At 34.8% G+C, this 21342-nt stretch carries 15 protein-coding genes and 1 pseudogene; 7 read left to right on the top strand and 9 right to left on the bottom strand.

The genetic code is table 11. The features are described from left to right. Window positions 1-38 precede the first annotated feature (38 nt). A complete protein-coding gene (locus tag QLS97_RS14845; protein ID WP_282717735.1) occupies window positions 39-872 on the top strand; it encodes an OmpA/MotB family protein in 834 nt (277 codons plus the stop codon). Between the two features lie 101 nt (window positions 873-973). Here QLS97_RS14845 and QLS97_RS14840 read toward each other — a convergent pair whose 3' ends face one another. The 4 genes and pseudogenes from QLS97_RS14840 to QLS97_RS14825 form a co-directional block, all read right to left on the bottom strand. Next, window positions 974-1594 (bottom strand): L-threonylcarbamoyladenylate synthase, encoded by a 621-nt coding sequence (locus QLS97_RS14840; RefSeq protein ID WP_282717733.1) that lies wholly within the window; start codon window positions 1592-1594, stop codon window positions 974-976. A 168-nt stretch (window positions 1595-1762) separates the two neighbouring features. Beyond that, window positions 1763-2049 (bottom strand): annotated as a pseudogene (locus tag QLS97_RS14835) (GIY-YIG nuclease family protein). Window positions 2050-2151: 102 nt separating this feature from the next. Beyond that, the gene (locus QLS97_RS14830) at window positions 2152-4509 is read right to left on the bottom strand and encodes an ATP-dependent helicase (RefSeq protein ID WP_282717730.1); all 2358 of its coding nucleotides are present in this window, start codon (window positions 4507-4509) and stop codon (window positions 2152-2154) included. A 125-nt stretch (window positions 4510-4634) separates the two neighbouring features. Further along, the gene (locus QLS97_RS14825; RefSeq protein ID WP_131917261.1) at window positions 4635-5405 is read right to left on the bottom strand and encodes a sulfite exporter TauE/SafE family protein; all 771 of its coding nucleotides are present in this window, start codon (window positions 5403-5405) and stop codon (window positions 4635-4637) included. A 129-nt stretch (window positions 5406-5534) separates the two neighbouring features. Here QLS97_RS14825 and QLS97_RS14820 point away from each other — a divergent pair, with 129 nt between their 5' ends. Further along, complete coding sequence (locus tag QLS97_RS14820; RefSeq protein WP_132072420.1) at window positions 5535-6056, top strand: DUF7935 family protein; 522 nt, start codon at window positions 5535-5537, stop codon at window positions 6054-6056. Window positions 6057-6160: 104 nt separating this feature from the next. On the opposite strand, the gene QLS97_RS14815 is transcribed toward QLS97_RS14820, so the two are convergent. Further along, the gene (locus tag QLS97_RS14815) at window positions 6161-8224 is read right to left on the bottom strand and encodes a M1 family metallopeptidase (protein ID WP_282717725.1); all 2064 of its coding nucleotides are present in this window, start codon (window positions 8222-8224) and stop codon (window positions 6161-6163) included. Between the two features lie 103 nt (window positions 8225-8327). On the opposite strand from QLS97_RS14815, the gene QLS97_RS14810 reads away from it, so the two are divergent. Next, on the top strand, window positions 8328-9065 hold the full coding sequence (locus QLS97_RS14810) for a Dph6-related ATP pyrophosphatase (protein ID WP_282717724.1): 738 nt from the start codon (window positions 8328-8330) through the stop codon (window positions 9063-9065). Between the two features lie 67 nt (window positions 9066-9132). Here QLS97_RS14810 and QLS97_RS14805 read toward each other — a convergent pair whose 3' ends face one another. The 4 genes from QLS97_RS14805 to QLS97_RS14790 form a co-directional block, all read right to left on the bottom strand. Continuing rightward, complete coding sequence (locus tag QLS97_RS14805) at window positions 9133-10617, bottom strand: aminopeptidase P N-terminal domain-containing protein (protein ID WP_282717722.1); 1485 nt, start codon at window positions 10615-10617, stop codon at window positions 9133-9135. Window positions 10618-10870: 253 nt separating this feature from the next. Next, entirely contained in the window at window positions 10871-11296 is a 426-nt protein-coding gene (locus QLS97_RS14800) for a hypothetical protein (protein WP_282717720.1), read from the bottom strand. 402 nt (window positions 11297-11698) lie between these two features. Next, a complete protein-coding gene (locus tag QLS97_RS14795) occupies window positions 11699-12244 on the bottom strand; it encodes a DUF1697 domain-containing protein (RefSeq protein ID WP_282717718.1) in 546 nt (181 codons plus the stop codon). Window positions 12245-12357: 113 nt separating this feature from the next. Next, window positions 12358-12927 (bottom strand): hypothetical protein, encoded by a 570-nt coding sequence (locus QLS97_RS14790; RefSeq protein ID WP_282717717.1) that lies wholly within the window; start codon window positions 12925-12927, stop codon window positions 12358-12360. 212 nt (window positions 12928-13139) lie between these two features. Between QLS97_RS14790 and recG the strand changes: the two genes are divergently transcribed. From recG to QLS97_RS14770, 4 genes are all read left to right on the top strand, one after another. Further along, the gene (gene recG, locus QLS97_RS14785; protein ID WP_282717715.1) at window positions 13140-15245 is read left to right on the top strand and encodes an ATP-dependent DNA helicase RecG; all 2106 of its coding nucleotides are present in this window, start codon (window positions 13140-13142) and stop codon (window positions 15243-15245) included. 466 nt (window positions 15246-15711) lie between these two features. After that, window positions 15712-16770, top strand: a complete 1059-nt coding sequence (locus QLS97_RS14780; protein WP_282717713.1) for an efflux RND transporter periplasmic adaptor subunit — start codon at window positions 15712-15714, stop codon at window positions 16768-16770. Between the two features lie 67 nt (window positions 16771-16837). Further along, a complete protein-coding gene (locus QLS97_RS14775; protein ID WP_282717711.1) occupies window positions 16838-19933 on the top strand; it encodes an efflux RND transporter permease subunit in 3096 nt (1031 codons plus the stop codon). Between the two features lie 89 nt (window positions 19934-20022). Further along, a complete protein-coding gene (locus tag QLS97_RS14770; RefSeq protein ID WP_282717710.1) occupies window positions 20023-21336 on the top strand; it encodes a TolC family protein in 1314 nt (437 codons plus the stop codon). Window positions 21337-21342 lie beyond the last annotated feature (6 nt).

Raw genomic sequence — 21342 nt, 5'->3', positions numbered from 1 at the left:
AAATTTGTCTTTAACATTTAATTAAATCAATACCATCTATGAAAAAAATAGTAATTGCCTTATCTGTATTAGCGGTACTGTCATCATGTGTATCTAAGAAGAAATACACTGATTTAGAAGCTAGAAACAAAGAAACTCAAGACTTATTAAATACTGCAACAGTAAAATTAAATTCTTGTTTAGAAGAAAAAGCAGCACTTTCGGCTACTGCATCTCTTTTAAAAGAGCAAAACCAAGGATTAATTAGTACTTCTAAAGACATGACTATCTTGTCTACAAAAGGAGCTGAAAATATTGAAAAAGCATTAGAATCTATCAAAGAGAAAGATTTAAAAATCAGCAGAATGCAAGATGCTTTAACTAAGAAAGACAGTGTAACACTTGCTGTAGTTACTAGTTTGAAAAGCGCTGTAGGAATCTCTGATCCAGATATCGAAATAAATGTTGAAAAAGGAGTTGTATTTATATCTATTGCTGACAAATTGTTGTTTAAAACAGGAAGTTACGATGTAACTGATAAAGCAAAAGGTGTTTTAGCTAAAGTGGCTAAAGTAGTAAATGACAAACCGGATTTTGAATGTATGGTTGAAGGTCATACTGATAATGTTCCTTATAACGGTTCAGGGATTTTATTAGACAACTGGGATTTAAGTGTGAAACGTTCTACTTCTATCATTCGTGTATTAACAACTCAATTAGGTGTTAAACCAGAACAATTGATTGCAGCAGGAAGAAGTTCATACATTCCTTTAGTAGCTAATGATTCAGCTGAAAACAGAGCACGTAACAGAAGAACACGTATTGTTGTTTTACCTAAAATCGATCAGTTTTATGACATGATTGAAAAAGAGATGAAAAAACAAAGACCATAATTCAAATATAATTTGAACTAAAAAACGTCTTGAGAAATCAAGACGTTTTTTTTATGGTTTTTACCGAACACTAATCACGACTCTTCGGGGCTGAATACTAATTAAAGAATATCCAAACTTCCTTTACCTTCTCTAACTACAATAGGTTCATCACCCGATAAATCAATAATTGTTGATCCAATATTATCACCATAACCGCCATCAATAACCATATCGACAAGATTTTGCCATTTCTCGAAAATGAGTTCCGGATCAGTCGTATATTCAATTACATCATCATCATCGTGAATAGAAGTGGAAACAATTGGATTTCCTAGCAACTTCACAATTTCTAATGCTATGGAATTATCAGGAACCCTGATTCCGACAGTAGTTTTCTTTTTGAATTCCTTTGGTAAATTATTATTACCGGGTAAAATAAACGTATAAGGTCCCGGCAAAGCTCTTTTTAATAGTTTAAAAGTTGCTGTGTCAATCTGTCTTACATAATCAGATATATTACTTAAATCGTGACAAATAAAAGAAAAATTAGCTTTTTCCAACTTTATGCCTTTTATCTTCGCAATCCGTTCCAAAGCTTTGGTATTGGTAATATCACAACCTAATCCGTAAACAGTATCCGTCGGATAAATTACTAACCCGCCGTCTTTTAAAACCTTCACCACTTTGGCAATTGCCGCTTCGTTAGGTTTTTCTTTGTATATTTTTATAAATTGAGCCATTTTTTTTAGTTTATTATTTTACCTTCACTTCGAGGGTAATAACATTATGTTAAGTCGCTTTGGACGTCTCTTTGAGTGATTTTTAATAGTAATGCGACAGCTTTACTATTAAAAATTGTATCGAGAAGCATAATAAAGCGTTTAATTCTCGATACTTCAAAAGCCCTTTTAAAACTTTTTCTTTGCTAAATTAGGAAGTTTGTCATACTCTTCATTAATCAATGCTTCTTTTTTTGCTCTAGACCATTTTTTAATTTTTTCTCTATATCAATTGCAAAATTAATATCCGTGAATTCACAATAATAAACTAGTTCAAAGGGTCTTTTGCTTGCGGTATAACAATCGGGATAAAAACCTGTTTCGTGCTGAAAAAGTCTTTGGGTTAAATTACTGGTAACTCTAGTATAATACGAATTATCAAAACATTTTAAGATATATACGTAAGACTGTTTCATATTATTTTTCTCTATACAAATTTTTGTTGCAAATGGTTCTCGATACATTTTTTGTTCCGTTTCTCTCCACAAAAAACACTCGAACAGACGACCAAAAAGAAACTACAAATTAAAAAAAAAATATCCAATAATATCGAGTTTCGCAAAGCGTAACAATAATTTCTTTATTCCACCAACTTCAAATTTGATTTCGGCTTTTTTATCCGCTCCCACTCCTTCAAGGTTTAAAACTTCTCCTTTACCAAAACGTTCATGCATTACAATATTTCCGGCAACCAATTTATTATCAAACAAATTCGCACTCCCGCTAGCTGTAGCGTTACTGCTAACAGGTTTCAATTTACGAATATTTATATCCGTTTTAGGCTCATTATCTGAACTATATTTGGTCGGCGGCGTTCCGTTGGCCGGTTTTGCCAGACGCAATCTAGATTTATCCACATCTCCAAAAATATCACTATCAATCATTGGTTTATACCTGTAATTTGATTCAGCCGGAGTTAGATATTCTAAATACTGTGCGTCAATTTCCTCAATAAATCGAGAAGGTTCGCTATCAGTTAATTTCCCCCAACGATAACGCGATTGTGCATACGTTAGATATGCTTGATGCTCCGCACGAGTCAAAGCCACATAGAACAAACGACGCTCTTCTTCGAGTTCACTTCTTGTACTCATACTCATCGCACTCGGAAACAAATCTTCTTCCATTCCTACTACGAAAACATGAGGGAATTCCAATCCTTTTGCCAAGTGAATCGTCATCAATGCCACACGATCTTCATCGCTGGTATCTTTGTCTAAATCTGTTGCCAAAGCCACATCTTCCATAAACTCAGACAAGGCGCCACGAGCACCATCAATTTCTTTTTGCCCTTCGGTGAAATCTTTGATACCGTTCAATAATTCCTCTATATTCTGGATTTTTGCCATTCCTTCCGGAGTAGCATCTTTCTTTAATTCTTGAACCAATCCTGTTTTTTTGGCAACGTGATCGGTGATGTAAAACGCATCTTGATTTTCGTTAATTACTTGAAAACTCTGAATCATGGTCACAAAATCTTGCAATTTTTGCTTCGTACCCGAATTCAGTTTCAGATCAATTTTATCAATGTTCTGCATCACTTCCCAGATGGAACGTTTGTAGTGATTGGCTGCAATTGTAAGCTTTTCAACTGTTGTATCTCCAATTCCGCGAGCCGGATAATTGATTACACGAACCAAAGCTTCTTCATCTTTTGGATTGATAACCAATCGCAAGTAACACAATACATCCTTGATTTCTTTCCTTTGATAAAAAGATAAACCACCATAAATTCGATACGGAATATCTCTTTTTCTAAGCGCATCTTCCATGGCACGGGATTGTGCATTGGTACGATACAAAATTGCAAAAGAGCCGTTACTAAGTTGGTTTTGCATTTTTTGTTCGAAAATCGTGCTGGCTACAAAACGCCCTTCTTCGGCATCGGTCATGCTACGGTGGACTTTTATTTTTGGACCAAAATCATTCGCAGTCCAAACTATTTTATCCAGCTTTATTTTATTCTTATCAATAATAGTATTCGCTGCTTCCACTATATTTTTTGTCGAACGGTAATTTTGTTCCAGTCTAAAGGTTTTCACTCCTTCATAATCTTTCTGGAAATTCAAAATGTTATTAATATTCGCACCACGAAACGCATAAATACTTTGCGCATCATCACCCACCACACAAATATTCTGAAATTTATCCGATAAAGCACGAACAATCAAATATTGTGAATGATTCGTATCTTGGTACTCATCCACCAATATATAACGGAAACGGTTTTGATATTTGGCTAAAACTTCCGGAAAACGAGTCAATAATTCATTGGTTTTCAATAATAAATCATCAAAATCCATTGCTCCGGATTTGAAACATTTATCAACATAATTTTGATAAATTTCTCCTAATCTTGGCTTTTTAGCCATTGCATCTGCTTCTTGTAATTCGGGATTGTTTAAATAGGCTTTTACCGTAATCAAGCTATTTTTATAACTGGAGATTCTGCTTAAAACCTGTTTTGGTTTATACACATCTCTGTCCAATTGCATTTCTTTGATAATCCCGGAAATGCAACGCAATGAATCTTGGGAATCATAAATCGTAAAATTCGAAGGATATCCCAAATGATCTGCTTCGGAACGTAAAATTCTGGCGAAAACCGAGTGAAATGTTCCCATCCAAAGATTTTTGGCCTCACTTGCACCTACAATTTGAGAGATTCGGGTTTTCATTTCCCGTGCCGCTTTATTGGTAAACGTAAGTGATAAAATATTGAAAGCATCAACACCCTGATTCATCAAATAAGCAATTCTAATAGTCAACACACGCGTTTTTCCAGAGCCCGCACCAGCAATGATAATCATTGGCCCGTCTTTTTGAAGAACAGGTTCGCGTTGGGCTTCGTTGAGTTGATCGATATATTTATGCATGGAGAAATTTAAATTTATTATGCAAAAATAAGAATTTAAGATTTAGAAAACAGGTTTAAATTACAATCATAATGAGTTCTGATTTAACCAAAAAATCACTTACCATAAAGTCATTAGCAAAATTGTTAATCTTTAAAAAACACATCGTACGCAAAACGGATTAGAGTACCGACAACCACAACCAAAAAGAAAATTCGGATAAAACTATTTCCTTTATTGATGGCTAATTTAGCACCAATCCAACCGCCAAGAGCATTACTGGCAGCCATAGGCAATGCAACTGCCCAAATTATTTTTCCTTTTAAAATAAAAAGACAAATGGACCCAAAGTTAGTCGCCAGATTCACCATTTTAGCATTTGCGGAAGCATGCAAAAAATCGAATCCCATAATGGCAATAAAAGCGACTACCAAAAAACTTCCGGTTCCCGGGCCAATAAATCCATCGTACAACCCAACGACAAAACTGATTCCAATCGCATTCCAAATTTGGGTTCTCGAAGAATGATTTTTCTCGATATGTTGCCCAAAATTTTTCTTGGCATACGTGTAAATCACTAAAAAAGAAAGAACAACCAGCAATAACGGTTTCATGAAATCATTGCTCACATACGTCAACAAAGTAGAACCTAAAAATGCCGAAGGAAATGCCAAAAGCATCATAATAGCCAGCAATTTCCAGTTCATATCCACTTTTTTAAGATACTGATAGGCCGCAAAGGATGTCCCACTAAAAGCAGGAACTTTCAAGGTTCCAATTACGGTTGAAACAGGAAGATTAGGCAATAAAATCAAACCCATGGGAGTTTGTATCAGTCCTCCACCGCCAACAATAGCATCAATAAATCCTGCGGCAAAAGCAGCCAAACAAAGTAAAACTAATATGTAGGTTTCCATTTAACTATTATTTTTATAATTCCCGTAGTAGTTGGCAAAAATACTATTCGTATTGATGTATTGCTATTAAAATGGAATTGATTTATAGTCAAAAAAGTATATTTTTGCTTTTATAAATTTTATTAAAATATGGATACTACAAAAATTATAGAATTACTAAGTTATACGTTACCGGCAATTGTTACGGGTCTTGTTGCCTATTATTTTTTTGATCTCCATACCAAAAACGAAGAAGGAAGACGTCGTTATTTACTAAACAAAGAAGCTCAAAAAAATGCTTTACCCCTGCGTTTGCAAGCATATGAGCGCATGTCATTATACATGGAACGCATCAATCCTACTAAATTATTGATTCGGATTGCTCCAATTTCTAACGATAAAAACGATTACGAAAATCTGATAATTACACAAATCGAACAAGAATTTGAACACAATTTAACCCAGCAAATCTATATGTCAGACGAATGTTGGACGATTATTGTCACCGCAAAAAATGCTACAATCCAAATGATTCGAAAAGCGAATATGAGTGATCGTGTGGACAATGCCGATAAATTACGTGAAGTAGTTTTAAGTGATTTGATGGAAAAGCAATCCCCTAGTAATGCTGCTTTGGCTTATATCAAAAACGAAGTGGGTCAGTTATGGTAAAACATTATAAATCAATGAAAAAAGACTCAAATTTACTAATTTCTACAAGAATAATCTTTTGAAATTAGTGAATTAGCGATTATTAATCCTTGTTGGTTTTAAACTTATTCTTTCAATAATCGGTTCAATTGAAACTGTTCGGCTTGATTTAAATCTGGAACTATTCTTTCCAAAGAAACTCTCATTTCTGGATTTTTTAATAATTTTCTAATGTTATCTCTTCCAAATTTCGAGAACTGCCACATGTGATGGGTAGTTGCATTTACCAAATTTCCCAAAACAACATCATTTATTATTTTGAAAGCAAGCAGTTTCTCCAAAGCATTTTGTCTTGTATTCGCTTCGTAATTAATCGATGAATACTGTATTAATTCGTTTGCCAATGCTACTTTATCTACCGTATAATTGGGCGTTGATAAGGCCAAGGTAAGCCACAAAGTTCTTAAATTATAATCATTGAAACCCATCCAAGTTTTTGATTTATCTAAATATTGAATGCGTTGCTCCGGAAAATTATTCCATAAATTATACAACGTAATTTCTTGTGTTTGATAGGATTTGTCCTCCAATAAAGTTTCATATTGCGTTCTGAAACTTTCTGAAATTTCATTTAATGATGCGGCAACAGCTTGACGAACTGGAATATTTTTAGTTTCTAAAGCCAACGTTAAGAGCGATTCTTTCTCTCGAAAACGGTCCTCTTTCAATTGGTTTACAACTGCTTCTTTTACCGAAAAATGCACCTCAGACTGGAGTGTTTTTTTAAGAAATTCCTTTTTCTCTGACAGCGGTTTCTTTTTTAATTTCTCGACTTCAAACAGTGTTTGAATTGATTTATTTTTAAGCAATAAACTATTGGATTGTTGTGTATTAAAAACAGTTGATTCAAGCCATACTTTACTAAAATTATCCAAATCATAGTCCGATACTTTTTTGATTTCAGCAAAGAAATCTTGTGTATTTACACTCTGAAACGCATGTTTTTTCAAATAGTTTTTTACCACTTTTTTAAACGCCTTATCGCCTATTTCTTCGTGTAAAACAAAAAGTGCCCAAGCGCCTTTCTGATAGAAAGTCAATGAACTGGCTTTGGTATTCAAAACGGGAATGGTATCCGTTCGGGAAGCAAATTTCAGTTGTTGCGCCGACTCATATAATTTCGAATAAAAATAATCTTCTCCATAAATTTCTTTTTCGGCTAGTAACGCATAATAGGTCGCGAAACCTTCCTGCAACCAATGGTGTTTTCCACTTTCGGCAGTGACTAAATTCCCAAACCACTGATGCGCTAATTCATGCGCATTGACATTTGTGTAACTCCTGTCCTCAAAACCTGTAGAATCGACCACAAAACGCGTATTGAAAAGCGTTGCCGATGTATTCTCCATTCCGGCATACAAGAAATCCCGAACAGGAACTTGTTTGTAAATCCCCCAAGGAAACTTCACTCCTATTTCCTTTTCTAAAAAATCAAACATTCTTTTAGAATCACGATAGGTTGGTTCAAATTTAGTTGCGTCTTTTGGTTCCAAATACATTTCTAAAGGAATTCCAGAATTTGATTTTTGGCTGTTTTTTTTAAATTTACCGATGGCGAGCATCAATAAATACGAACTCATTGGTTTTTGCATTTGGTATTGCCAAACCGAAAGTCCATCAAGTTCTGACTTAAATTTCAACGCTCCATTTGAAACTACTTGATACTCTTTATTACATACAATATTCAAATTGAAAACCACTTTTTCATTCACATCATCAAAACTCGGAAACCAATGACTGGTATATCTTCCTTGTCCCTGTGTCCAAATTTGTATATTATCATTTGCTTCTGAACCAATGAAATACATCGTTTGCTTTGGCTTTGCCAAATACTGAAAAGTCAGGTTGTTTTTTCCTTTTTTAAATGAAAAAATGATTTGCAATTGTTTCTGTGTATTGTGAAATTTAATGGATTTTCCGTTGAGTTTTAAATCCGAAAATTCCATATTTTGAGCATCAATTTTAATGGTATCAATGGATTTCAATACGTCAAAATCATAATCGACATCTCCTGAAACTGTTTTTTCAATCGGATTTACGGAAATTTTTCCCAAAACCGATTTAAAATCAACAAATTGGGTTTGTTGGGCAAATGTGAACGTGGAAATAAAAAAGAATAGGTATTTCATTATTAGGGCATTTAATGCTGCGATTTTCAAAGTTACAAAGGTTTACCAAACTAATCCGACTAATTTTGTAAGTTTACCTTCAGAAAATCAGAAGAAAATTACTTTGAAAAAGAAAGCGTTATTTAATTGGAGCAGCGGAAAAGATTCTGCGCTTGCCTTATATAAAACACTACAAAATCCCGAAATTGAAATTGCCTGTTTGCTCACCAGTGTAAACCAACAATATCAGCGTATTTCGATGCATGGCGTACGAGTGGAATTATTGCAACAACAAGCCGAAAGCATCAGATTGCCACTTGAAATCATGCAAATTCCAGAAATGCCGACGATGGAAGTCTATGAAAACGTGATGCGCGAAACATTGGCTAAACTAAAAAAACAAGGCGTAACCCATTCTGTTTTTGGGGATATTTTTCTAGAAGACTTGCGTAAATACCGCGAAGATAAATTAGCCGAGATAGGTTTCGATGGCATTTTCCCGCTTTGGAAAATCCCAACTCACGAACTCATTCAGGAATTTATCAGTTTAGGTTTTAAAACAATTGTGGTTTGTGTCAACGAACGTCACTTAGACAAAAGCTTCGTTGGTCGCATCATTGACCAGGATTTCATCAACGATTTACCGGAAGATGTTGATGTTTGTGGCGAAAACGGGGAATTCCATACGTTCACTTTTGACGGTCCCATTTTCTCGAAACCAATTGATTTTGAAATTGGTGAAATTGTGTACCGAAAATATGAAAAACCAGAAAAAGAAGATTCGTCCGATACCGCTTGTGATACGAGTGCTTCTGATGCGTTTGATTTTGGATTTTGGTATTGTGATCTGGTTCAAAAATAATTTAAATAAAAAACTCCGAAGTCATAAGACAACGGAGTTTCATTTTTATAGAATCTGAAAGAAATTACTAATCCAAACTTGGTACAGAAAAAGTATCCAAAACGCTTTTTTCATTCATAAGAGCTTCAATTTCATTTGATTTCCTTGGTGCTTCCGCAGATAAATTTACGGGTCCATTTGTGGTAATCAAAATATCATCTTCAATTCGTACCGCAATTCCCCACCATTTTTTATCACAATCACTACCGTTAGGAATGTAAATACCTGGTTCAACTGTAACTACCATATCCGCCTCAAAAGCATTGTACAAACCTGGATCGTGAACATCTAACCCAATGTGATGCGAAGTTCCGTGCGGAAAATATTTTCTGGATTCTTGTTCGGTTTTTACAATTCCCAGTTTCACTAAACCTACGCTGATTATTTTGCGTGCCGCAGCATCCGGCATATTAAAATTATTACCCACTTTTGCGGCAGCAATTCCCGCTTCTTGAGCATCATATACTAAATCATAAATCAGTTTTTGTTCGGTAGAGAATTTTCCGTTAGCAGGAATGGTTCGAGTTACATCAGCAGTATAGCCATGATATTCAGCGCCTAAATCCATTAAAACCAAATCATTTTCGACTTTCATTTTACTGTTTTCAATATAATGCAACACACAACCGTTGTTCCCTGCGCCCACGATTGACGGATAACCTTCAAACTCGCTGCCGTACTTTTTATAGACAAATTCATGAATTCCCTGTATTTCTGTTTCAGACATTCCGGGATGCATCGCTTTCATGATTTCACGTTGCCCCATTGCCGAAATCCGAACGGCTTTTGTCAACAAAACCAACTCTTCTTTGGATTTTTTCTCACGCAAACTTGCCATATACGTCAAAATCGATTTGGTATTTATAGTGGCCTTTTTTGAAGTGATGCTTTTTTTAGCATTAATTTCGTTTTGCACATTCGAATCCATTTGAGATTTCACTTTTTCATTGTAGCCAATTTGGGATTTAAACGCTCCAATTAATTTGTATAAATCGGCTTTCTCATTTTTTGAATTTCGAGTGTCTTCTTCAAATTCCTTAAAGAAAACAGTATCAAAACTGGCATAATCAATCCCTGAATTTAAAAATGCTGCTCCATTGAAAGCATTTTCAAAACCCAACTCTTTTTTAGCGCCTTCCGTTCCTAAACGGACTCCTGTCCATTGCTCCGCTCTTGGATTTTTTTCCTGAACATAGAGCAATTCATTAAATGACTTTCCATCTTTATTGGTTTGATTGTTTGAGAAAATTACCAGAACTGAATTAGGTTCTTTATACCCTGTCAAATAATAAAAATCGGGATCTTGATGGTAAATGAAATCCACATCATTGGCTCTGTTCCGAATGGGATTTCCAAAAAATACCGCCACACTATTCTGAGGCATTTTGGCACGTAAAGCTTCTCTACGCTCTTTATGGAATTGAGCCGACAAATAATCGTTTGGATTTCCGTTTTGTGCTATTGCTGCACAAACAAAAAGAACTGTAAAAACAAAAGAAAGTTTTAAATTCATAGCGTTAAAATATTAGATTCTTGCAAAATAAAGCGAGGTTTTGGATGAATGAATTAATAGGTAAATATAATTTTTTTGTGCGTACCAATTACTATTTTTATTGAAAGTCACTTTCTTTTATTCGTTTAAAAATAGAAAAAGAGCACCAAAAGTTTTTCAACTTCTGAGTACTCTTTAGCAAAAGTGCTTCATCATTCTAAAATTAACCAAAACTAAATTTCATGAAAAATGTTTTTTAATAAGCACTTATAATTTACTTTTTATATTCTAATCCGGGACCATCGCAATAACTCCATGTACTGGACAAAGAATTATTGGCAGTTAAATACAATACTTCTTTTTGATTTCCGTAACAGCTTCCTATAATTTCGCTGTCATTGGGATATGTTAATTCAAAATAAATTCCGTCTGATTGAGTTGTGGTCGTGTAGGTACCAGAAAGTGTTGTTTTAACCCCATTTCTTTCTCTGGATTTTGTAAATGTTCCGTTGGTGTTGAACAAATAAAATTCTTGCCATTCCATCGCTGCGCCTGTAGTTTCCGAATTTTGAAAACTACCTGTCATTGCAACCAAAGTCCATTTTCCGTAAAAATCCGTAGTAACAATTGCTTCAGCTTCATCCTTTGAACAGGAGCTGAAAATAGCAAGAAAAGCAACAAGAATGATTAGTTTTTTCATGTATCAGATTTTACAGATACTTTTTAGATGAAACTTATTGCAAAAGGTTGCGTCAAATTATATTTTTTTTTTCTAAAGTAAAAAAGGTAAAATAACCCGTTGGGTGTAATTAGTTTTTAATTATAATTTTCGTCAGTTCGAGTGATTTTCTCCCGAAGCCTCGGGAAGAAAATCGTATCGAGAACAAGAAAATTTTGAATTAAAAACTGTTCTCGATACATTTTTTGTTCCGTTTTACTCTACAAAAAACACTCGAACAGACGTTTTGAATAATTACAAAAAATAGACTCTGAAAAAACTTTGTTTTGACTCTAAAAAAATACCGCTAATTCGCTAATTTTCAAATGGTTTATAGCATTTGAAAATTAGCGAATTAGCGGTTGAGCCAGACTTAAAGTTTTATTATCTTTCCTCGTACATTTTTAGCAATTGTGTCACTGTATTCCAATTGCGGATTGTTGCGGTAACATTCAGTTTTTTCTCGATGTATTTTTGATCAAATCGAGTTTTTCCGGCTCCAACAGCGTACTTAATAAAAATTCTACTGCCGTCAATACTGGCTTCATCAGGCTTGAATTGGCTAATTTTCAAATCATTCATACTGGTACTTTGCAAAGTGGTAGAAATAAACGCCACGTATAATTTTTTGATATCAATGTCCTTTTCTTTCAAAAAAGGATTGTTCTTGAAACACGCTTCCAAGTCTTCTTTGGCAATTACCACGATAGGCACTTCATGACCAAAAACCTTGAAAATTTCCTGCTTGATTAAAAAACCAACTTTCGCAGGACTTTCTTCCTCCGTATCCACAAAAACATTTCCCGATTGAATATACGTTAGTACATTTTGAAAACCAATGGCTTCCAAAGTAGTTTTTAGCGCCTCCATTTTTATCATGTTGTGACCGGAAACATTAATGCCACGAAGCAATGCGAGATGAGTTGTCATTATTTAAGCTTTTTATTTTTGCGAAGGTAGTTTATATAACTTTTCAATTAAAAATTGATGAAACTATTTTAAAATAAGGCTGAATTTTTGATAAACAAAGATTCAGCTTTTATTTAAATAATTAGTTTTTTTATATCATCTTCTATTTGAACAATAGTTTTCATATGATTATTAATGTTTTTTATAGCAATTTCTATAAATCCAAGTTCTGCTTCACAAAATTTATCATGATTAGAATCATCTTTTGTTTCTTCAAAATGTAATTCGGATTTTATTAAATAATCACTATAAACCAAATAAGGCGAATTTTGTTTAATAAATTCTATAGACTTATAGATATCTACTAATAAAAATAATTTTGTTTTAAAAATTGCATATAACTCGTTTTTTGGAACACTTTGATATATATCTAGTTGAAGAGTTTGAAAAATACTTACTGTAAAATTATCAACATTTCTTGTTTGAAACATATTTTTTAATTCAAAATATTTCTCAGAAACAAGATTTAAAACTTTTAATTGACTTTTTAAGTCACTAATAATCATATTTTTTTTTCTTTTCAAATCAATCTTTCTTTTAATCAAACTAATACAAATAATAATTAATTGTCCAATAAAAGAACCAATTAGTGCTATTATCAAAGTATTTTGAAATGGAAAAAGTTCTGTTATTAAAACTATCATATTTTAAATCTTTTAATTATTTGAAAATGAAAAGGTATTTTTCACTCCTATAAAACCAATCAAATATACAAATTTTCCTACTCCATTTCCAAGCATTCCCATTTCCAAATTTCCAAACAAAAAACTATCTTCGCTCCATCGAATTAAAAATCCGTTTTAATCTGCGTTTTTGCTTTTGCAAATCCGTTTTATCCGTGTCCAAAAAAATCTAAATGAGCAACCTCCTACTCACTCCCATTGAATACCTCAAAGGCGTTGGTCCCAATCGGGGCGAATTGCTGCGTAAGGAATTGGGAATTTATAAGTACGTAGATTTGGTTAATTTTTTTCCTAACAGATACATTGACAGAACGCGGTATTATAAGATTAACGAACTGCAAAACAACATTGTCGAAGTTCAGATTATCGGTAAAATAATCAACATAAAAACCGTTGAATTTGGACGAAACCAAAAACGATTAGTCGCTACTTTTGTGGATGATACGGGCCAAATGGAACTCGTTTGGTTTCAAGGCCACAAATGGATTCGAGAGAGTTTAAAGCTTAATGAAATCTGTGTAATTTTCGGGAAATGTACGTCTTTCGGGAATGCGTTCAATATGGCTCATCCGGAAATCGAACTGATGAGCGAACATGAAAAAAGTCTGCGTTCTGCAATGCAACCCGTGTATCCTTCGACAGAAACATTGACGAACCGTGGGATTTCAAACCGAGTGATTAATAAACTGATGCAACAATTGTTTCTGGAAACGCAAGCGTTGTTCACGGAAACTTTGCCAGATTATTTAATCAACGAACTGAAACTGATTCCTAAAAAAGCAGCTTTATTCAACATTCATTTTCCAAAAAGCGCAGACGTTTTGGCGAAAGCCAAATTCCGATTAATCTTCGAAGAATTGTTCTTTATTCAGTTACAATTAATCACTAAAAATCTGATTAGGAAACATAAAATAAAAGGGCATCCGTTCAGTACAGTGGGCGAATATTTCAATGATTTTTATCAGAATCATTTGCCTTTTCAACTGACCAATGCTCAAAAAAGGGTTATCAAAGAAATACGAACCGACATGGGAAGCAACGCCCAAATGAACCGTTTGCTGCAAGGCGATGTAGGTTCCGGAAAAACCATTGTGGCTTTTATGAGCATGCTTTTGGCACTTGATAATGGTTTTCAAGCGTGCTTAATGGCACCAACGGAAATCTTGGCGAACCAGCATTTTATCGGTTTATCTGAATTGGCAGAAACTCTAAATATAAATATCAGAATCCTAACGGGTTCCACCAAAATAGCACAACGCAGAATTATCCATGAAGAACTGGAAAACGGTACGTTACATATTCTCATCGGAACGCATGCTTTACTGGAAGATAAAGTAAAATTTAAGAATTTAGGGCTAGCTGTAATTGATGAACAACACCGTTTTGGCGTAGAACAACGCTCTAAATTGTGGAAGAAAAATGTGATTCCGCCACACGTTTTGGTGATGACTGCCACGCCTATTCCCAGAACCTTGGCGATGAGTTTGTATGGCGATTTAGACATTTCGGTGATTGATGAATTGCCTCCGGGACGAAAACCGATTCAAACCGTACACCGTTTTGACAGCAACAGATTAAAGGTTTGGAAATTCCTTCGGGACGAAATCGCTTTGGGTCGCCAAATCTATATTGTGTATCCGTTGATTCAGGAATCGGAGAAAATGGATTTCAAGGATTTGATGGATGGTTACGAAAGTATTTCCCGAGATTTTCCGTTGCCTCAATATTCAATTTCCATTCTGCACGGAAAGATGAAACCGGCGGATAAAGATGCTGAAATGAAACGCTTTTCGGAAGGAAAAACCAATATTATGGTCGCCACAACCGTAATTGAAGTTGGCGTGAATGTTCCTAACGCCAGTGTGATGATTATCGAAAGTGCGGAACGTTTTGGATTATCACAATTGCATCAGCTTCGAGGTCGCGTGGGTCGTGGTGCTGAACAAAGTTATTGCATCCTGATGACGAGCCATAAATTGAGTTCTGACAGTAAAACCCGTATGGAAACGATGGTGCAGACGAACGATGGTTTCGAAATTGCTGAAGTCGACTTGAAACTTCGCGGTCCGGGAGATTTAATGGGAACCCAACAAAGCGGCGTACTTAACCTTCAAATTGCCGATTTGGTTCGAGACAGAGATACTTTGGCATTAGCCAGAAATTATGCTTTGAAACTACTTAAGGAAGATGCGGGAATGCAAAAACTGGAGCATGCTGCTTTGAGAGCTGTTTTTATCGAAATGACCAAAAAGAAAAACATCTGGAATTATATTAGTTAAGTCTTTTTGCGTGTAATAATTTTTCTATTTTCGATATGATTTTTTCAAAAATCGAACGGACAAACTCAAGATACCTTGGTTAACGTCTCTTCGAGTGTTTTTGGCTTGAAAGAATTAGGTTTGAAAACGGAATTTGATAAGCCTAAAATGTATCGAGAAGTTTTCTCGACATAATGGTTCTCGATACATTTTTATAAAAATGCTGTCGCTATTTTATAAAACCACTCGAACTGACGAAAAAAAATATGGAATTATATTAATTAATTTTTTTTCAATTAAACCATTTCAATTTTTGATAGTCTTAATCTTTTCTATTAAGGGCTTTCATTCATTAGTTTAGCTCAATATTAATATTTGTATGTACAAACGTTAAATAAAAATTAACAATATCAAAATTGCCATTTCTAAAACCTAAATTTGTTTTAACTAAAAATACTGAAACCTAATCCTACTTTATTCTATAACTATGAAAATTAAATACCTAGTTTATGCCTTGTTAACCATTGGAATCATTGGATTTATTGGCTACCGAATCACAGAAAACAAAAATAAAAATGCCGATTCGAAAGACCAAAAAGGAAAAGGCAAGTCCATGAACGTTAACGGAATTGTGGCAACACCACAAACTTTTGACAACAATTTATCACTTTCCGGTTCTATTGAAGCCAATGAACAAGTGGAAATTCGCAGTGAAGTTTCTGGAATTGTGGAGGCTATTTATTTTCAGGAAGGAAGCAATGTGAGCAAAGGACAGGTACTTTTTAAAGTAAATGATTTAGAATTAAGAGCGCAATTGAGACAAACTTCTACCCGAGAAGGATTAGCTTCGGAAAACGAAAGAAGAGCTAAATTGTTATTACAAAAAGAAGCCATCAGTCAGGAAGAATATGATTTGGCCAGAGCCGATTTAAAATCTGCACAAGCACAAAGTCAGTTGATACAAGCACAAATTGCAAAAACATCCGTTAGAGCGCCATTCTCAGGAAGAATCGGATTGCGTTCTATTTCGCCGGGAACCTATATTACACCTACAATTTTGGTGGCAAAATTAGTAAATACAGGAAAACTAAAAATCACTTTTTCAATCCCTGAAAAATACGCCAGTCAAGTAAAAACGAATACCACCATAAGTTTCACTGTTTCGGGTTCAACTGAAAAGTATACCGCCAAAGTATATGCCATTGAACCAGAAGTTGCCGTAGCGACCAGAACATTACAAGTTCGTGCGATTGCCGAAAATAAAAACGGAAAATTATTACCGGGAACATTTGCTGATGTCGAATTGCCTTTGGACATCATAAAAGATGCCATCGTTGTACCTACAGAAGCTATTATTCCGGTGCAAAACGGTAAAAAAGTTTTCATCTCCAGTAATGGTCAAGCCAAAGAAGTAATGATAGAAACTGCCACAAGAACGGATGCCTCTATTTTAGTGCTTTCAGGGTTAAAAGCGGGTGATACCATTATTACCAGTGGTGTTATGTCTCTAAAAAATGAAACTCCAGTGACTGTTAAAATTAAATAATTTTAAAGTTATGAATTATGAGTTTGCATCCAGTAATTCATAATTTATAACTCATAATTCAAAAAAAATGAGTTTATCCACAACAAGTATTAGAAGACCCGTATTTACTATAGTAATCAATTTAGCCATCGTATTGTTTGGAATAATTGGTTATACTTTTCTGGGAGTTCGAGAATTCCCATCGATTGATCCAGCACAAGTTTCCATCCGTACGAATTATGCTGGTGCAAATGCTGATATTATCGAATCACAAATTACGGAACCTTTAGAGAAAGCAATCAATTCCATTGATGGGATTAGAAACGTAACTTCTTCGAGTGCGCAAGGAAGCAGTAATATTACTATAGAGTTTAATCTGGATAAAGATTTGGAAGAAGCTGCTAATGATGTGAGAGATAAAGTTTCTCAAGCTGTTAGAAATCTTCCGCAAGATATCGATTCTCCGCCAGTTGTTTCTAAGGCTGATGCCAATGGTGAGGCGATTATATCAATGACTGTTCAAAGTGATACCAGAAACGCATTAGAATTAAGTGATTACGCCGAAAATGTAATTTCACAACGATTAGAAACGATTCCAGGTGTGAGTGGGGTCCAAATTTGGGGACAAAAAAGATATGCGATGCGTTTGTGGATTGATCCCGTGAAACTGGCTTCTTACGGTTGTACCGTTTCTGAAGTGAGAGATGCGTTGAACAAACAAAATGTAGAATTACCTTCCGGAAAACTTACCGGCGACAACACCGAATTAACGGTAAAAACAGTTGGAAACCTTTCTACCGCTGAAGAATTTAACAATATCATTATTCGTTCCGAAGGGGAAAAAGTAGTTCGCTTCAGCGATGTAGGGACAGCGAGTCTTGGACCAGAAAATACAGAAACCAAAATGACGCAATCTGGAACACCTTTAGTTGGTGTTGCCATTGTACCGCTTCCCGGAGCTAATTATTTAGATATTTCTACTGCTTTTTACAAAGAATTCGAACGTTTAAAAAAGGATTTACCAAAGGATATTAAACTTAATATTGCGATTGACAACACCATTTTTGTAAAAAAATCAGTTATTGAAGTTGCGGAAACATTAGGGATTTCTATTGTTTTGGTTATTTTGATCATCTATTTATTCTTCAGGGATTGGGCAATTGCCTTTAGACCGTTGATTGACATTCCTGTTTCGTTGATTGCTACTTTCTTTATCATGTGGCTTTTCGGGTTTTCTATAAATGTATTGACATTATTAGCTATTGTTTTGGCAACAGGATTGGTGGTCGATGATGGAATTGTAGTGACAGAGAATATTTTCAAAAAAGTGGAAGAAGGCATGACGCCTATCGAGGCAGCCATCAAAGGATCTAACGAAATCTTCTTTGCGGTAATTTCGATTTCGATAACTTTAGCAGCGGTATTTCTTCCAGTGATTTTCCTCGAAGGATTTGTCGGGCGATTGTTTAGGGAATTTGGCGTCGTCATAGGTGCTGCGGTATTGATTTCGGCTTTTGTATCGTTAACATTAACACCAATGTTAAACGCCTATTTGATGAAAGGCGGCGAACAAAAAAAATCAAAATTCTACATCCGTACTGAACCTTATTTTCAAAAATTAAACAGTGGTTATGCCAGTGCATTAGATCGTTTTATGAAGAAAAAATGGTTGAGTTTCCCTATTTTAATTGCTTGTTTTGGATTAATTTATTTGTTTTTCAACCTTTTGCAAAAAGAAACTGCACCGTATGACGACCGTAGTGGTTTTGTCTTACGAATGTCAACACCCGAAGGATCTTCTTACGAATATACGGATCGTTTCATGCAAGAAGTATCTCAATTAGTAGATGACTCGATTCCCGGAAAAAAAGTAGCCTTGGTTATTACATCACCCGGTTTTGGATCTTCTTCTGTAAATAGTGGTTTTATTAGAGTATCATTGGTTCAACCAAATGAAAGAACCGATTCACAAAAAGAAATTGCAGAGAAATTAACCAAATGGACCAAACAATATCCAGATGCAAAAACTTCCGTAATTGAGCAACCAACAATTGCCGTTAACAGACGTGGTGGATTGCCGATTCAATACATTATTCAAGCGCCAAACTTTAAAAAACTAGAAGAAAAGATTCCTGTTTTTATGGATGAAGTAGCTAAAAACCCAACTTTTGCTGTTAGTGATGTGAATTTAAAATTTAACAAACCAGAAGTCAATGTTACCATTGACAGAGAAAAAGCCGAAAGTTTAGGGATTTCAGTTATTGATATTGCACAAACTTTACAACTTTCTTTAAGCGGGCAACGTTTTGGTTATTTTATGAGAAACGGAAAACAGTATCAGGTTATTGGACAGTTTGACCAAAAAGACCGTTCGAAACCATTGGATTTAACCTCGATGTATGTCAAAAATAATTTGGGACAATTAATTCAAATGGACAATGTGGTAACTATTGAAGAAAAAAGTAATCCGCCACAATTATACCACAACAATCGCTACATGGCTGCAACTGTTTCTGCAGGTCTTGCTCCAGGCAAAAGTATCAGCGATGGAATTGATGCGATGAATGAAATTAAAGCTAAAGTCCTTGACGATACGTTTACTACCGATTTAGGTGGAGAATCCAGAGATTTTGTCGAAAGTAGTTCGAATACTGCTTTTGCATTCGGATTGGCTTTGGTATTGATATTTTTAATTTTAGCGGCACAATTTGAAAGTTTTATTGATCCGCTTATCATCATTTTGACTGTTCCAATGGCCGTTGCTGGAGCGCTATTCTCATTATGGTTATTCGATCAGACTTGGAATATTTTCAGCCAAATTGGAACCGTAATGCTTATTGGTTTGGTGACCAAAAACGGAATCTTAATTGTCGAATTTGCGAATCAGCTACGAGAACAAGGCAAGCCTAAAATGGAAGCTATTTTAGAAGCTTCGGAAGCGAGATTACGTCCTATTTTAATGACAAGTTTAGCCATTTCATTAGGAGCTTTGCCAATTGCGATGTCTCTTGGAGCGGCTTCAACCAGTAGAATTGGAATGGGAGTTGTAATTGTAGGAGGAACTATTTTCTCTTTGGTTTTAACATTATTTGTTATTCCAGCCATGTATTTAATGTGGTCTAAAGCCCGAAAACATTATCCTGAATTTGATCATATTGAAGAATATGAAAAAGAAGTTAAATAATTTGAAAGGAACGCTGATGACACGGATTAAATAGATTTACCCTAATTTTTCATCTGAAATTCGTTGATTCGTGGCTAAAAAAAATAATTATGACACATACTAAAATACTATTTCAAAGCTTTGTACTACTCTTATTTTGTGTGGTAAAAACCAATGCCCAAGAAGTTTTGACATTGGAAAGCGCAGTGAAAATTGCATTGGAAAACAATTATGAAATAAAAATTGCCACCAATAATTTAACCATTGAAAAAACAAACGTTGCCATTGGAAATGCAGGAATGTTACCCACAGTTACTGCAACTGTTTTGGATAACAACAGTATTCAAAACAGTTCCCAAACGCGTCAGGACGGAACAGAAACTGAATTAGACAATGCCAAAAACAATAGTTTGACGTATGGCGTTGGATTGGATTGGACTGTTTTTGACGGAATGCGAATGTTTGCCAGACTGGATCAATTGAAAGAATTACAAAAACTGGGTGAAGCGCAATTAAAATTAACCGTAATCACACGAATCAGTGACGTGAATGCGGCATATTACAATTTGGTGCAACTGCAACAACAATTAGCTGCTTTGGATACAACAATTGTTATTTCAAACCAGCGATTGACTTTGGCGCAAAACAGATTTACCATTGGAAAAGCATCTAAATTAGAAGTTTTGAATGCCCAAGTAGATTTGAATACGGATCAAGTTGCGTTATTAAGACAAAAAGAATTGTACGCTAACAGTAAGATCTTATTAAATCAACTATTGGCTAGAGATGTTGCGACTGATTTCAAAGTTATTGATGAACTTGAAGTGGATGCATTATTACTACTTCCAGAACTAAGAGCTTTAGCCGAGAAACAAAATCCGCAATTAGAAGCACAGATTATCAATAAAAGAGTAGCTGAATTAGAATTAAAGCAAATTAAAGCAGCCCGTTATCCAACTGTTCGAGTGAATACTGCTTACAATTTTTCAGAAAGTCAATCCAGTCTTGGATTTGTGACACAATCACAATCCAGAGGTTTGAACTATGGTTTTAGCGCTTCTTTGAATATATTCGATGGTTTTTCACAAAACCGAAATGAGAAAATAGCCAAGATTCAAATTGAAAATTCGAAGTTAAATATAGATCAGCAAAATTTAGCTTTAAACTCACAATTAGCAACTTCCTATCAAACGTATTTGACCAATTTAGAATTGATTGCTTTAGAAGAAAAAAATGAATCGATTGCCAAACAAAATCTAAATATTACTTTAGACAAATTCAGAATTGGAACTATAACTACTTTAGAATTCAGAACCGCACAATTGAATTATGTTAATGCTAAAGTGCGTTACAGCAATGCTCAATTCCAAGGAAAATTATCTGAAATTGCACTCCGAGAATTGGCCGGAAATCTTAATTTTTAATTTACT

It is taken from the genome of Flavobacterium yafengii (assembly GCF_030010375.1).
Classification (GTDB): Bacteria; Bacteroidota; Bacteroidia; order Flavobacteriales; family Flavobacteriaceae; genus Flavobacterium; species Flavobacterium yafengii.
Note: the sequence above shows the minus strand (reverse complement) of the source record. Positions and strands in the feature narration are given on the sequence as shown.

Excerpts from the sequence above, each read along its gene's own strand:
- QLS97_RS14825 (WP_131917261.1), bottom strand. The coding sequence starts at position 5,405 with ATGGAAACCTACATATTAGTTTTACTTTGTTTGGCTGCTTTTGCCGCA.
- QLS97_RS14840 (WP_282717733.1), bottom strand. The coding sequence starts at position 1,594 with ATGGCTCAATTTATAAAAATATACAAAGAAAAACCTAACGAAGCGGCA.
- QLS97_RS14800 (WP_282717720.1), bottom strand. The coding sequence starts at position 11,296 with ATGAAAAAACTAATCATTCTTGTTGCTTTTCTTGCTATTTTCAGCTCC.
- QLS97_RS14815 (WP_282717725.1), bottom strand. The coding sequence starts at position 8,224 with ATGAAATACCTATTCTTTTTTATTTCCACGTTCACATTTGCCCAACAA.
- QLS97_RS14775 (WP_282717711.1), top strand. The coding sequence starts at position 16,838 with ATGAGTTTATCCACAACAAGTATTAGAAGACCCGTATTTACTATAGTA.
- recG (WP_282717715.1), top strand. The coding sequence starts at position 13,140 with ATGAGCAACCTCCTACTCACTCCCATTGAATACCTCAAAGGCGTTGGT.
- QLS97_RS14795 (WP_282717718.1), bottom strand. The coding sequence starts at position 12,244 with ATGACAACTCATCTCGCATTGCTTCGTGGCATTAATGTTTCCGGTCAC.
- QLS97_RS14820 (WP_132072420.1), top strand. The coding sequence starts at position 5,535 with ATGGATACTACAAAAATTATAGAATTACTAAGTTATACGTTACCGGCA.
- QLS97_RS14790 (WP_282717717.1), bottom strand. The coding sequence starts at position 12,927 with ATGATAGTTTTAATAACAGAACTTTTTCCATTTCAAAATACTTTGATA.
- QLS97_RS14770 (WP_282717710.1), top strand. The coding sequence starts at position 20,023 with ATGACACATACTAAAATACTATTTCAAAGCTTTGTACTACTCTTATTT.
- QLS97_RS14805 (WP_282717722.1), bottom strand. The coding sequence starts at position 10,617 with ATGAATTTAAAACTTTCTTTTGTTTTTACAGTTCTTTTTGTTTGTGCA.
- QLS97_RS14830 (WP_282717730.1), bottom strand. The coding sequence starts at position 4,509 with ATGCATAAATATATCGATCAACTCAACGAAGCCCAACGCGAACCTGTT.
- QLS97_RS14780 (WP_282717713.1), top strand. The coding sequence starts at position 15,712 with ATGAAAATTAAATACCTAGTTTATGCCTTGTTAACCATTGGAATCATT.
- QLS97_RS14845 (WP_282717735.1), top strand. The coding sequence starts at position 39 with ATGAAAAAAATAGTAATTGCCTTATCTGTATTAGCGGTACTGTCATCA.